Annotated in this window: 8 protein-coding genes and 1 riboswitch; of the genes, 3 read left to right on the top strand and 5 right to left on the bottom strand. The window is 61.6% G+C overall.

All coding sequences use genetic code 11. The annotated features are described in order from the left end of the window. The first annotated feature begins 2 nt into the window (after positions 1 to 2). The 3 genes from VXD91_RS10905 to VXD91_RS10895 are packed head-to-tail and all read left to right on the top strand — an operon-like array spanning position 3 to position 6,229. The gene (locus tag VXD91_RS10905; protein WP_346415406.1) at positions 3 to 1,253 is read left to right on the top strand and encodes a DUF6361 family protein; all 1,251 of its coding nucleotides are present in this window, start codon (positions 3 to 5) and stop codon (positions 1,251 to 1,253) included. Continuing rightward, on the top strand, positions 1,246 to 3,093 hold the full coding sequence (locus tag VXD91_RS10900) for a phospholipase D family protein (RefSeq protein WP_346415405.1): 1,848 nt from the start codon (positions 1,246 to 1,248) through the stop codon (positions 3,091 to 3,093). Before VXD91_RS10905 ends, VXD91_RS10900 begins: the two co-directional genes overlap by 8 nt. After that, positions 3,083 to 6,229, top strand: coding sequence for a helicase-related protein (locus tag VXD91_RS10895; RefSeq protein WP_346415404.1), 3,147 nt, complete (start codon positions 3,083 to 3,085; stop codon positions 6,227 to 6,229). Before VXD91_RS10900 ends, VXD91_RS10895 begins: the two co-directional genes overlap by 11 nt. A gap of 231 nt (positions 6,230 to 6,460) precedes the next feature. Here VXD91_RS10895 and VXD91_RS10890 read toward each other — a convergent pair whose 3' ends face one another. The 5 genes from VXD91_RS10890 to VXD91_RS10870 form a co-directional block, all read right to left on the bottom strand. Next, entirely contained in the window at positions 6,461 to 9,811 is a 3,351-nt protein-coding gene (locus VXD91_RS10890) for a TM0106 family RecB-like putative nuclease (RefSeq protein WP_346415403.1), read from the bottom strand. A 169-nt stretch (positions 9,812 to 9,980) separates the two neighbouring features. Further along, positions 9,981 to 10,700, bottom strand: a complete 720-nt coding sequence (locus tag VXD91_RS10885) for a hypothetical protein (protein ID WP_346415402.1) — start codon at positions 10,698 to 10,700, stop codon at positions 9,981 to 9,983. A 35-nt stretch (positions 10,701 to 10,735) separates the two neighbouring features. Continuing rightward, a riboswitch (SAM riboswitch) is annotated at positions 10,736 to 10,849 on the bottom strand. A 63-nt stretch (positions 10,850 to 10,912) separates the two neighbouring features. Next, positions 10,913 to 12,349, bottom strand: coding sequence for a hypothetical protein (locus VXD91_RS10880; RefSeq protein WP_346415401.1), 1,437 nt, complete (start codon positions 12,347 to 12,349; stop codon positions 10,913 to 10,915). Positions 12,350 to 12,428: 79 nt separating this feature from the next. Continuing rightward, complete coding sequence (locus VXD91_RS10875) at positions 12,429 to 12,920, bottom strand: DUF3293 domain-containing protein (protein ID WP_346415399.1); 492 nt, start codon at positions 12,918 to 12,920, stop codon at positions 12,429 to 12,431. Beyond that, positions 12,917 to 13,978 carry a hypothetical protein gene (locus tag VXD91_RS10870; protein ID WP_318985653.1) on the bottom strand — a complete coding sequence of 354 codons (1,062 nt, stop codon included), beginning with the start codon at positions 13,976 to 13,978 and terminating at the stop codon, positions 12,917 to 12,919. Before VXD91_RS10870 ends, VXD91_RS10875 begins: the two co-directional genes overlap by 4 nt. Between the last annotated feature and the right edge of the window lie 47 nt (positions 13,979 to 14,025).

Raw genomic sequence — 14,025 nt, 5'->3', positions numbered from 1 at the left:
AAATGAGGTCGATGACGGTGTCTTCTCTCATCGCTTGGCTTGACGCTTCGAGCGACGACCAACGGCGCATGCGTGAGATCGTCAATCTCTTCAGCGAACGAGAGAGCCGTGACGAGCTCGGCATCGGTCAGGTCAGAGACGCGCTGAGCGACATGCTCTGGCCGGGAACGTCAACGCTGTTCACCCGCGCCCGGTATTTCCTTTTCATCCCGTGGTGTTACCGCGCGGCGGCCGAAGCACGCGGCGGCATTGACAGATCGACTGAACTTGCCGATCGCAACGAGCGACGCCTCATCCGCGGCCTAGTCGACGCAGGTGAGAAAGACGGTGTGATCGGTGCCAATGTGGGGCCGGCGCTGAAGACTCTTCCGTCAGCCCTGTACTGGGGCGGGCTACGCGTCCACGGAGTTGTCAACGCTGCGACAACGAATAGAAGCGACGCGATCGCAGCCGAAGTAGATCGCGCGCAGAACATCCGTACCGCTACGAGCGATTACCACGACGAGGTAGGCCAGCCCTGGCACGGTGGTGCCTTTCACGCCACGTTGCCGCCGGTTCCCGCTGGCTTCCCCGCAGAGGTAGCTGGCGGCTTCTCTATGCCCCAGAACGAAGCTAGCTGGCTGCGCGACCTCATGATGGCTAGCTCTCCTGGCACGATGCTCGAGTACGCGCTTAAGCACCGGCCGGATGCCAATGGCGCTGTCCCATGGGAAGATTCGGTGCTGAGGGCGGCCGAGGGCGAACCTGGGAACATCCTCGAAGACGCACGTCGCTTCTCAATCCTGATGAACAGTGCGTCGCTGATTTACAACTTGCTCCTGGCGGAAGCCTACGACAGTGAGGGGTACAACCGCGTGGAGAGTCAAGCGGAGGTTTATCGCAAGCGCCTCGATGATTGGGCGGCCCAGCCGAATTTAGCCGACGACGTCCGATCCTGGAACCGTGACGAGTTCTGGCGCCGGGTACACACACAGAACCCTGGAGTGAACAGGCGGGCCCGGCGATTTATCGACGATTGGCTCGGCATGTTGGGTGATATTGATCTCGCGTCGCTCGCCGACAGCGAAGAGGTTCGCCGATTCATTCGCAACCGCGAGCGTGAGCACAAGCGGTCGCAGGCACGACTTGAGAACAAGCGACTGCTGCAAGCGTGGCTGGGAGCGTCCGGCAGTAGTCAGCTCGTGTACCGGTGGACCCAGCTTCGGCCGGTGATCCACGACATTCACGATGGGCTGGAGAATTCCGATGTTTGAGCCTGATACTCGGGCAGCACTGACCGAACAGCTTCGCCCACCGAGCGGATTTCAACTCGAACATTGTGTGGCAACGACTTTCACACTCGATCTGACTGCCGCATTGTCGATTCCGCTGGCCTTTGCCGCCCACCGGGTTCGGGAGAGCCGCGATCCAATCGCGATCCTTGATGCTGTGCGGCGTGCCGCGGACAAGCTTGATGTGTTCGCACAGGCAGGCCAGGTTTCAGAGCCACGCGTTGGTTCTGACCTTTTCGCCTTGCTCGAACCGGTGATCCACCCTGTGTCAGCGCCACGCCAAGGCATGCTCTTTCACCCAAAGGTCTGGGTGCTCGAATACGCCGGCGGCGATGCACGGAGCTACCGAATGCTCTGTGCGAGTCGAAATCTCACCAACGATCGAAGCTGGGATCTTGTCGTCCGCCTTGACGGGCTCGCAACAAACGGACCTGTGGAGCACAGTACAGCCCTTGCTGCATTGGTGCGTGCCTTGCCGACGATGGCCGTCCAACCGCTGCCCGCCGATCGAATCGCCAAGATTGGCGCGCTCGCGGACGCGATATCAACAGTCGAGTGGGAACTGCCGACGGATGTGCGGTGGCTTCGGTTCCACCCGCTCGGGGTCCCCGGCATTGCTTCAACCCCACTTGGGGAACTGTTCTCCGGGATCCGGCACGGAGTCATCTCGCCATTCCTGAGCGACGAGGGCATCAAACGGGTTGTGCCATCGACGCAGGAACCGATAGTAGTGCTGTCGCGTCGGGAACAACTCGACCGTCTTGAGCCTGAAACCCTCGGCCGGATAAACGCTCTCGTCCTCGACGACGCGGCGAACGACGACGTTACTACTGACGACGGTGATGGCGACCACGTGGCATCCGGCGTAGGTTCCGTTGCGCCCGAATTCTTGATTGGATTGCACGCGAAGGCATACGTCCTTGACAGGCAATCGGGATCACACCTCCTCGTCGGATCGCCGAATGCTACTGACGCTGCATTTGGTGGAAACGTTGAATTGCTGGTCGAGTTCGAAGGCCCACGCCCGAAGCTCGGAGTTGCCGCGCTAGTCGGAGAGAGCGCCGGGCTGCGCGCACTCACGCTTCCATATCAGCCCTCGGGCGGCGAGGAGGTGCCAGCGGACGAGCTGGCCGATCACGCTCTTGAACAAGCGCTCCGGGCGTTGGCCTTACGCCGGTACTTCGCTCGGGTTGAAGCGGACCAACCGTCGGAAAGTGATGCAGATGCGCCGCAATATCGCATTCAGCTGACAGCCGACGGGACGTTCGCCGTGCCAGAAGGTGCGCAAGCGCGGGCATCGCTGCTCACACGTCCTGCGAACGCGGCCGAGATTCCTGGAATGCCTGCCATTTTCGAACGGCTAACACTCACTGACATCACTCCGTTCGTTGTCCTCCGGGTAACTGATACACGGGGCGTCACAGCGTCGACTGTTGTGGCGGCTTTCCTTGAAGGAGACATCCCGGGCCGGCAAGACGCCGTGATCGCACGTCAACTCACTGACCGCTCAGCGTTCATGCGACTCCTCGCGCTGCTGCTTGCACTCGACGGAGGAGAGGGCTCTCTGCGATTTGACGCACTGGGCTCTATGACTGAGGGCTGGACCGAAGACGGCGGCGGTCTGTTCGAGACCTTAGTGCGCGCGATCGGTGCCGAACACGATGGGCTGAGCGATGTGCAGAAGATCGTCGCACATGTCCGCGCAGCGGAGCAGCGGCGCCCACCTGGCACGCCCTCGGTACTTCCAGACGGCTTCGACGAACTGTGGGAAGCCGTCTGGGTAGCCAGCGGTCTCGAGGAGGCTGAGGCTGATGCAGTCTGACGACGTTGAGCGGATCTTGGCGTCGCTGAAAGGCTTCCAGCGCGATGCCGTACAGCACGTTGTTGATCGACTGTATGGTCCGGACGCTAACAGCGGACGATTCCTTGTTGCGGATGAGACAGGCCTCGGCAAGAGCATTGTTGCGCGTGGCGTCGTTGCAGCCTCCATCGCCAAGCTTCAGACCGCGGCACATGTCGACCGCATCGATGTGGTCTACATCTGTTCGAGCACCGATCTCGCCAAACAGAATCTGCGCCGGCTTAACGTCACTGGCGATCCGCACATTGGCATCACTAGCCGGCTCACGCTGCTGGCGCTTGAGAGCTCGACGTTGTCCGCAGGCTCGACGCTGGGAGGTAAGAAGGTAAACCTCGTCTCCTTCACTCCGGGAACGTCATTCGAGATGGGTTGGCAAACCGGATCTCAGGAGGAACGTCAGCTGTTGCACGTCCTTCTGAACGGGACGGTGGCCTCAGGAACTGATGCAGAACGCGCGTCGGCCCTGTTTTTCCAAGGCCACGTCAGGAAGCTGACGGACTTCGAAGCAGGCATTGCCCGGATGCGCGACAGGCTGGGTGACGGACCGGATCCAGTGATTCAACGCAAGTTTCGTGAGCTCATCGGCAGCAGCGGGCTTTTCGAAGACTTTGCTGCGGCGCGGACACGCCTGGAAGGCCTCGACACCCTCCCGTCGGATATGAGGCCGGAGGTCGCGAAGATTACGTCCGGACTTCGCGGTTTACTTGCGCAAGCAAGCGTCGAATCGTTAGAACCGGACCTGGTGATTCTTGATGAATTCCAACGCTTTCGGCACCTTATCGACTCCAGCAGCGACAGCCCTGCGAGCGAACTTGCCCACCACTTGTTCAACTATCGCGATGCCAAGGTGCTGCTGCTCTCCGCCACGCCGTACAAGCCATTTACGACGGCAGCGGGCGACAGCGACGACGATCACTACCGCGACTTCATGACGACACTGAGTTTCCTTACCGGAGAGGATTCCGAGGCGCTCGAGCAGATCCGGGCGGGATTTCGCCAGTACCGCCAGGCTGTCGTCTCTGGGGAGGATGGCTCGACCGAGGCTGCCGAGCTACGCAACCTGCTCTTGCCATTCATGAGCCGTTCAGAACGGCCTCGGCTCGAGGAGGGCCGTGATCTGCTCGTCCGGCGTGAAGTGAGCCAGGTGCCGACGCCAGACGATCTGCGTGATTACGCGGCTCTGCAAGCGTTTGCGCGCGCGGTCGAGTCGCCAGTGAGCTTGGACTACTGGAAGTCAATTCCGTACTTCGGCAACTTCATGGAGGGCTACCGGCCGGGCGAGCGTGTTCGGGTAGTGCTCGAGAAGGGAACCGCGACAACAGAGTTGACCACCTCAATTGGCCGCCTTCGCTCCATCGATCCCCGCGCCGTCAAGCGGTATGAGGCGATCGACTATGCGAATGCCCGGCTGCGGGCGTTCGCAGGCGAGACGATCGAGAAGGAGTGGTGGAAACTCCTATGGGTTCCGGCGTCGATGCCGTACCTCGTGCCGGGCGGAGTTTTTACTGAGTTTTCTGACGGATCAGTCACCAAGCGACTGATTTTTTCAGCCTGGTCGGGAGTTCCGACGTCGATTGCGAGTCTGTTGAGCTACGAGGCTGAGCGGCGCATGGTTGCTGGGTCTGACCTCACCGAGAACTCGGCTGAGGCGCGGCGGGCGGTATCTACGCGATTCGACTACGCGGTCCGCGACGGAAGACCTGCCAGCATGTCGACGCTGGCGTTGTTCTGGCCGCACCCCGAGCTAGCGAAAATCGGTGATCCGCTTACTCTTTCTCGCGACGGTGGCAGCGGAGTGACGGCTGGTACTGCACGAGATCTGGTCGAGCAGCGCATAAGGTCCGAGGCGGAGCTCGCAGACCACAGCCCTGCCGATCAGGTGTGGGAGGCATTCTTCTCATGGCCGGGCAATTGGCCGGCCGACGCCCACCGACGGTCCGATGTCGCCGCCTATTGGCTCGTGGCAGGTGGTAGCGCTGCGGTCGATGCCGAACCCGGAGGCTCGGGCCAGGCGATCCGGAGCCACGCAAAGCTCGGCCTCGAACAACGCGTCCAGAAGCGATGGCATCACGAACTTGCGCTCCTGGCGTTGCACAGCCCGGGCAATATTGCTTACCGCGCACTCGAGCGAGTTTGTAACGATCTCGATCAAGAACTGCGAATAGCCCTGTGGCAGTCGGCTGCACGACTCGCCAACGGTATCCGAACACTATTCAACCGCATGGACGTCATGTACCTACTGGACCAGCTTTACAGCGCAGGGCAGCCATATTGGAGGACTGTGCTCCAGTACTGCGCGGATGGGAACCTGCAATCGGTGCTCGACGAGTACTGCTTCCAGCTGAAGCTCGAACTTGGCGGATCGCGTATTGACGCTACCGCCTTGTCGCAAATTGCCGATCGAGCGATTGACGCACTAACGCTCCGCACGTCGCGCTACACAGCGCACACGACCGATGGCAGGTTTGACAGGATCCCACTGACCGTACGGTTTGCACTGAGGTATGGCGGCGCAGCGAAAGACGCTGAAAGCGTCCGGGCCCCGGAAGTCCGCAATGCCTTCAATAGTCCATTCTGGCCCTTCGTTCTTGCGTCGACGAGCGTCGGCCAGGAGGGCATCGACTTTCACTGGTGGAGCCACTCCGTGGTGCATTGGAACTTGCCTTCCAACCCAGTCGATTTCGAGCAGCGGGAGGGACGCGTGAACCGTTTCGGTGGCCATGCAGTTCGCAAGAACGTCGCGGCGGCGCACGGGCGCGCGGCGTTGGCGTCCGCACAGAGTTCAGGCAATCCATGGCAGTACGCGTTCGACGCGGCGAATGACCGAGAAGACTTGGGCGAGTTCGCACCGTGGTGGCTGTATCCGGGCGACGCACGGGTGGAGCGGCTGCTCGTCCACTTTCCCCTGAGCCGAGATGACGCTCAGTACGAGCGGCTGCGCGACTCTCTAACGCTCTATCGGATGATGCTGGGCCAGCCGCGGCAGGAGGACATGTTAGAGCTATTGCGGCAGCGCGGAGCGACAGAAAGGCAAGTAGCGCAGCTGGATTTGAGACCACCAGTGCGAGGCTTACGATTTGACTCGCATCGTATTTGATCACTGATCGAGGGCTGCCTCTAGCACTTGCAGGGTCAGGAGTCAGCGAAGCCAGGCGTGGCAACATTGGCCGACAGCGACCCCGTACAACTGACCCGCACATCGAACGTCGCAATCGTGTTGCTCCCTCGCCTGCCGATCTTTGGGACGAAGGTGTGATTCCTCGGCGATGGCCCGGCATCAGGCATTGCGCCGGCCCGCCCCGACACGAAATCCGCACCGAAACAATGTTTAGCGAGTCGCTACTTCCACATAAGCCGCCACCGTCCCGATCAACCGCATTTCTTCGACATCCCGGGCCCGTGCGTTGAGGAGTTCCTCGGTGCAGATCAGGTAGGCCAGGCAGCGAGCACGGCTGACTGCGACGTTCAACCTGTTGCGCGAGAACAGGAAGTCCACCCCGCGGGTGATGTTGTCGCGGCTAGAGGCGGTCATGCTGAACAGCACCACCGCAGCCTCGCCGCCCTGGAACTTGTCGACGGTACCGACGCGCACTCCGTTCAGCGCGGGTTCGTCGGCAAGCCGTTGCTTGACGGTGCGGACCTGGTCATTGTACGGAACGACGACCATGAAATCCGCTGCTGTCAAAGGCCTTTCCTCGCCGCGCTGATTTGTCCACGGCGTGCCTATGAGAGTGCCGATCTGGCTGACGATCAGATCCGCTTCTTCGGACGAAGAGGTAGAGCGGCTGGTGTGCTCGGCGCGCAGCCACCGCAAGCCCGTGCCGGCCGCGGTGTTTTGCTGCAAACAGGAGTCTGCGCTTGTGAGGCGGCCTTGATAGAACTGCGTCGAAATAAACTGGCACACATCGGGATGCATGCGGTAGGTCGTGGACAGGAACACCCCGCGCTCCGCGGGCATGGTGGTGGCTTCGCCTAGAAGGTAATCGAGCACGCTCAGGCCGCTGTGCCCCGGATGGCTAGCTTGGGCGACCTGGGGCAGTTGCAGCGGATCGCCCAGCAGGATCACGTTGCGGGCCCCGGTGGACGCCACGGCCGCATCCGCCAACGACATCTGCCCGGCCTCATCAACCAGGAGCACGTCCACCGGCGGCGCGCCTTGCATTGCCGATGATGCGAATAACCAGGTCGTACCGGCCACCAGATTGTATTGCGGGTCCGCGCAGGCGGGATTCTTGTCGACTATGTCGATCCCGGGCAGCGCGGGCTTACTACCGGCCGCCGGCTTATACACCCCACGCAGCAACCCCAGTTGGTTCTTCTCGGTGAAAACGGCGACCACGCCGCGCAACACGTTGATGATCGCATGGTGACTGGTTGCGGTGATGCCGACCCTCTGACCAGCCGCGATCAAGGTATAAATCAGATGCGTAGCGCTGTAGGTCTTTCCGGCCCCGGGTGGACCTTGGATACCGACCACCGCGGTGTCCAACTGAGTGACCCATCGGCACATGTCGTCGATGTCATCGGTGAACGCACCGCCGACTGGTCCGTTGCCTTCACGGAAATGCGGTATGTCTCGGCGCAGCAGCGCCGCCGTCGCTGTCGCGGCCCCGTTCCCGTCCAGCCAGTCGGTTGCGTAAGCCTCTAGCCGGTCCGTTTTAGCGCGCTGTGAAACCCATTCATGGAGCACCGCTGCGCTGGGCACATGGCCGTCCTCGGCGGCCTTCTTGCTCTGTACAAGCTCGAGAAGGCCGGCATCGCGGTCGAGTCGGGCGATCTTGAGGTCGAAGCGCTGACCCTCGGCGTTGATGGTATGGACGTCCCTGTCCCGGTCGCCCTCCATCGGGAAGTCGTCGAGCGCCTGCGGCGGGAAGGTGAACCCCAGCGAGGGCAGGATCTTTTGCCCCCGGGTGCCGGTCCGCTCGACCAACCCGGTGTACTGAAGGGCGGTGATGACAGCGGTGTCATCGACCACGTCCTCGGGGTCTGCTTGGAGTTTGATGCGCTTGGGTGCGTAGTACGCCCACCACTCGCGGCTCCAGTAGCCCAGAAGGTCTCCCAGTAGGTATTCCACACTGTCTGCGTCGAATTCGTGCAATCGGCCTATGAGCTCACTGGGTGTGTAACCTTCCGGCTCCGGTTCCCAGACGAACCATTCGAGGTTCCCGGGACGGTGCTCGACCAGCCAGTCCCGTAGAGCCATGGTGGCCCGGACATCGTCCTCGTTGTACCGGGCGATGTTGGTCAGCAGGTTGGTATTGCCCTCTGCCATGTACTTTTCGTACTGAACCACTGCGCCGGCACCCTTGTCGATTTCGTGGCTGCGCTCGAAATCCGTTAGTCGTTCCAGCGACTTCAGTCCGTAGCTTTCCGTTCCTACTTGGAAGCTGTTGCGTGTCAAGGGGTAGAGGTCCACGAATATCCCTTGCCCGACCAGTTCGGCCAGGGCATCCTCCCGCACCCGGTGGGTGGCGACCAATGTCTCGAGGGAGCTGCGTTCGGTGTGGTTGTAGTGGTAGACGTGCATCCCCGGATACGCCACCCGCCTAGCAGCCAGATGATCGATGAGGGCGGCAGTGGCCGCAGCTTCCTCCTCGGGGTCGTGCGCCCACCATTCCCGGTACTCCCACGTTCCGCCCACGGTGCGCTCGATCAACCCGAACAGGAAAAACAGGCCGGTGTCGGCGCGCCAGAACGGGTGGCCCTCGAAGTCCAGAAATACATCCCCGTCGTCGGGCTGGGGAAGTTTCTGGAGTCCCCGGCCCCAATCGGTCTCATCGACTGGCTCGATTGCGGTGAATGGCGGGCGCTCCTCCGGCTGGGCCTGCAGTTGCAACGCGGCCTGACCTATCAGTCGGGCCAGCCTCAGGGGCCGGGCACCGGTGATCGGCTCGGTGGTCTGGGCGAGCGCCGTCAGCGTCTTGATGCCTGCGGTGGTCAGAGCCTCGATGTCGTTTGCGCGGATCCCTGCCACGTAAATCAGGGAATCCTCGTCCCGCCATTGGTTTTCGCAGACATCGCTGAACTCGCAGAATTGGCAGTGGGTGCACCGGGCCGGCGCTGTGCTGGCGGTGGGGCCGGCTGCGAGTGCGGCGCGCAATTGGTTGCGCAGCCGTCGCCAGTAGGCGCTGAATTCATCCACCCGGTAGGACTCAACGACGCCTGACCCCAGCCAGATATGTATGAGCGCCGGCCGTATCCCAGTCAACGCTTCGACCGCATCCGCGTAGAAACACAACTGCAGAAGGTGCCCGGGCTTGGCCTCCTTGCGCGCGAGCTTGGCGTCCACCGGCTCATAGGAGACCACGCCGGTCTCCGAGTCCTGTACTCGGATAAGGAAGTCCGCGATGCCTCGGATGCCGTCATGCACGAACGGCATTTGGTAGATCACGTCGCACCCATCGGCCATGGGGTTACCGACCCGCTGTACCCAGCGGGCGAATTTCTCTCCTTCCCAGATGGCCGGTACTTCATAGATCGACTTCTGTTGCCGTCGGTAGTCCGCGAGGCAATCTGCTTCGTGCCGGATCCCCTTGTCCGCCAACAACTGTGCGAACGACCCGAACGGTTGATTCGGCTTCGCGAGCGTGCCGTCATCGACCTGGTTCTGCAACGATAGGTAGTGGGCGCAATCAAGCCATGCGGTCACCTTCGATGGGGTCAGTAGTCGTTCCGACACGCATCCTCCTCATCATTCGTACAGGTCATTGAAACAGCTCGTGGCGACACCGCATGGGCAATTGCCGGCGGTATGTCAGTGCCACGGCACTTCATAAGACTGGCTGTGCAGGTTGGCGTCTGGAGAATCGCTGCGTACCCCGTACTTACCAGATGGGCCGTGACCCGGGCTATCCGGTCAACATCCGGGCGATGGCGTCGTCGGAAGCCTCCCGTCCGGGTGGCCATTGTTCCTGCCACACCCGCAGTGGCACGTCGGCCACGGCATCGAATACTTGCGCAAGCCTTCTGAATTCGGTCCTTTTCCATTCGTAAAGAGCGCCATGGTGGCGGCTGAACTCTGCCAAGCGTGCCGCTTGGCGTTCCTGCTCGTATTGTGATGCCCCTCCGTGAATACCGATACCGTTCATCAGGCTGTGGCGCCCGAGAGCGAACGGCGTGTAGCCCAGTTTGGGCGCCAGGGAACTATTGGCTGCCGTGCAGTCTTTGCAGGCAATCCACGCCCACCGTGACGTACCGCCTGCGGTGCCGCGGGCACAGATCACACAGAGATCCTTTTGACGGGATACATCGCAGCCGTTCCACTTCTGCGGGGCGTCCTCGTGCGGGCAGGACTGCCACAACCAGTCGTAGTCCTTGTACAACGGTCCGCGCAGCTGGCCGCATGGGATGTGGACGGACAACTCGGTGATGGTGCCGCGCAACGGAATACCACCTTCTGTCGGCCGCGGGCGGACCAGGATGTACCTGCCGTCGGCATCCAGTTCGCTGCGCACGGACCTTGCCGCGATCTCGCGCTGATAGCGCTCAACGGATTCTGGGTCGGTCGTTGCGGGCCAATATCCGAGCTGTGTGGCCAGTGCACGCGCTCGCACGATGTCGAAGGTCATCACTGCGCCTCTCCGGCGACACCCAACCTGGGTGTGCCCACCACTTGCACACCTCAGGTGTGCCTGCTCTTCCCCTGGGGCACCGTGCGGTAGGGGCGCGGTTGCCGGGACGACGGGCCAGGTACCCGAACAGTCGTCCGCTCGTGAGCTATTTCGATTATGCCTCAGGGCACCGACATCATGCGTTCGGAAATTCCGGGGGAGTTATTAGGTCACGCTTGCGTGTAGGCGCCTTTCTCCAGTGCGGCGGTGAGCCAATCGTAGAACTCGGGTCGTTTGCCTTCGGCGCCCGCGGTAGTGAGGAATTTTGCGAACATTTCGTTGAAGTTGAGCGACTCGCGGTTGGCCGGGTCGTGGTAATCACTGGTGTATTCATCGATCGACTCGACACCGGAATCGAGCAGTCCATCGGTGAGATCGACGAGCGAGCTGGCGAGCGCCAGCCATTGGCGTGGATCCTTGGAACCGTTGGGATCTTGCGCGGTCGGTGCGGCCCCGGCGAGCCAGTCGACGCCGCGTTCATTGTAGTCCCGGGTGTAGCAGAGTTCGACGTTCTTGCCGTCGGGCCAGCCTGCGATCCCGGAGAATGACACTTCCGACATCATCGACATACCTATGCCGCTGACCACCGACCATTCGATCGTGTGGGTCCCGCCCCAATGCAGCCACACTGCGCATTCGACCGGTTCGTCGTCGTACTGTGTCGATGACCAGAGGCGAAGGTTGATGTCTCCGGGCTCGATCACCTTGGGTAGCTGGTCAAGGGGATCCTCCTGCCACGGCTCCAGTTCGACGTCGTAGCCGGTCTCGGTTCGGGTGATCTGATGCGGTCGAATCCCATCTTTGGCATAGACGACCGCTTCCGACGGACCGAGGCCAAGCTCGGTGAAGTCATCGACATCGTCAACATCGACGCCCGCTTGAGCCCAGTCGCAGGCTTCATCCAACAGCATGCCGGAGGTGAGGAACGGCTCGACATCGTCAGCCCGGAGACCGGCATCGGAACATTGTCCCGCCGTGCCGGGTGGTATGCCTAGGCGCGCGAATTGCCCTGCATGCCAGGCGGCGAAACCGGCTTGTTTCCACTCGATCCATGCGGTGTCTGTGATGCCGGTGCTGCACCACGTGTAGATCTCGTGACCGCTGAAGCCACTGGTGACGAGGCGCGCAAGGTCGGCATGGGCGCGTTTGCTTCTCAGGACTTCCGTGAATTCATATACCGCGCCGTATCCAGAAGTCTCCCCGGGACCAAGCCAACGCTCGAGAGTCGAGAACACATTGTCGATGCTGAAATCTGCTGTCAGATAGCGCGATAGCTTCGTCAGGTCTTCAGCAGTGAACCCTGCTGCTCGCCAACGTCGATAGTCCTCGGGTCCCCACCCCGCGTCAGCAAGCTTAGGCGGCAGGTCAAGTGCGGCATGGTCATCGAGTCCAGCTTCTCGCCACCGCAGGTAGTCCTCGGCGTCGAACCCGGTGGCCGGTATGGCCTTGAGGAGCCTCTTGACGAAAGCTCGAGGGCCGAGTATCTCAACCCACTGTCGAGCTACGCCCGGTGTCGGCAGTGCGGTTATCGCCAGTGACAGTGTGTCCTCTGGGAAACCCAATGAGCGCAAGTCGTTTTCGCCCGTGAGATCGTCAGATGCGGTCACTATGATGTGCGCCTTTCCAGCGGAACCGATGAGCAGTGACAGTATTCGCGACCCGCGTGTGTTTCAGCGGGGCACATTGTTAACTGTTGGGTTCCCACCGCCAACGATCGTGGTCGGCCCGATCAGTAGCGCTTGCCAGTACCGACCACTGTGACCCGCTCCAGCTGAAGATCGCCACCTGGCCGAATCGCAACCCCATGGCGCGGGCCTCATCGTCAGTGAGCCCGAACACCGCCCGGCTATTCTCGGCATGGCTGCCATCGATGGCGGCTCCAACGACGGGAACCGCGCCCAGGCCCCGTTCGGCGAGCTCGCAGTCCAGAACGTCCATGCGACCGGCACTCTCGGCATCCTCGGGGTCTGCATCCGGTTGGACCGCGGTGATCACATGGAGTGGTCCGAATGGCGGCTCGGCCCCATCGCCATCCACAGCAGGAAGAACCCTGCCGGCCTCGAAATGCACTGCAGTAGCCCGGTAAAAACACCACGGCTCCTGCGTGCGGGCGCGGCGAGCCAGATCCGCGGGCGATGCCCACTCGAAGTCGTCGTATTTCTGCGTAGGCGGGTTCAATTTGTCTCATTCTCCGCCTGGCGGGCTTGATCCTGATCAGCATCGCTGCCCGCAGATTGCCACAGCCAATGCGCCGCGAAGGCGGAGCGTCGTCGTTGGTAGAGCACTTGATTCTCAATGAGACCTGGCCGCGCGACCAAGTTCGGAAGAAAACTGCAGAAGGCCAGTCCGCTGCCATCTTCGGACGTCGGATCTGGGCACCACGCGCCCAACAGTGGAACGCCCGATTCGCACTGAGCCTCAGCGTGATTGAGGGCATTTGCGAGCATCGCCGGATTCTTGAAGTCCGGATGCGCCGGGATCCACATCAGTGTCAACGCACCATTGCCATCCTCAGGGTGCGGAGCGTCGGTCAGAATCTGACCGTGCGACATGGGAGGACCTTGCCCAGCCGCAAGCATCGCCAAAGAAGTGTGGTGATCGGCGAAGGGGACAGAGAACCGCACCTCAGTGGGGCCGGAGCTGCCCGCAATGCCCATATGCGTCATGAAGTCCAGAACGGCGGCCATCTTAGGACCCGCGAAGTGCGACGGTTCGGCGCCCACCGGAACGAGAACCTGCTGGGGCACGTTGAGGATGTCATCCATCTCGGGGCGATGTCCTCTGACTGGGTGATCGGATGCTGCGGGCACGCCAGCGCATATATCAGCAAGCGCGTGTGCACGAGTGTGGGCCGCACTATTTTGGATGACGGCCGCGGCGGCAATGAGGTTCGCCATCCAGTCGAAGTTTTCTTCGTTGACATACGTCGTGCAGCACTCGCTGACCGTTTGTGTCTCCGGATCCCACACTGTCGCGTTTATGGACTGGTGCATGTTGGCTACAGTGACAATTTGGTCGGGATTCGTTGCCGGGTCGACGTTTCTGACTATGTCGGTCCAGATACGGACCGCGTAGATATCGATTACGCCATCCGAAACCGGCGGGTCGACCTCAAAGTGCTGCGCCAACCTGTAGGCCCACCAGGTGAAGCCTCGCTCGTGCTGCTGGGTCCACTCGTCGTCGATCATCATCTTCTCGCGCAAGACCTCAAGAAACTTGACGCCGACATCACCCACGACGGTTACCTCCCCTTGATCCTGAGAGCAGGTTACGACCACCCACC

Origin of the sequence: Mycobacterium sp. SM3041, from assembly GCF_039668335.1 — a bacterium.
In the GTDB taxonomy this organism is placed as follows: Bacteria; Actinomycetota; Actinomycetes; order Mycobacteriales; family Mycobacteriaceae; genus Mycobacterium.
This window is presented reverse-complemented; position numbering and strand designations above follow the sequence as displayed.

Excerpts from the sequence above, each read along its gene's own strand:
- VXD91_RS10905 (WP_346415406.1), top strand. The coding sequence starts at position 3 with ATGAGGTCGATGACGGTGTCTTCTCTCATCGCTTGGCTTGACGCTTCG.
- VXD91_RS10885 (WP_346415402.1), bottom strand. The coding sequence starts at position 10,700 with ATGACCTTCGACATCGTGCGAGCGCGTGCACTGGCCACACAGCTCGGA.
- VXD91_RS10895 (WP_346415404.1), top strand. The coding sequence starts at position 3,083 with ATGCAGTCTGACGACGTTGAGCGGATCTTGGCGTCGCTGAAAGGCTTC.
- VXD91_RS10900 (WP_346415405.1), top strand. The coding sequence starts at position 1,246 with ATGTTTGAGCCTGATACTCGGGCAGCACTGACCGAACAGCTTCGCCCA.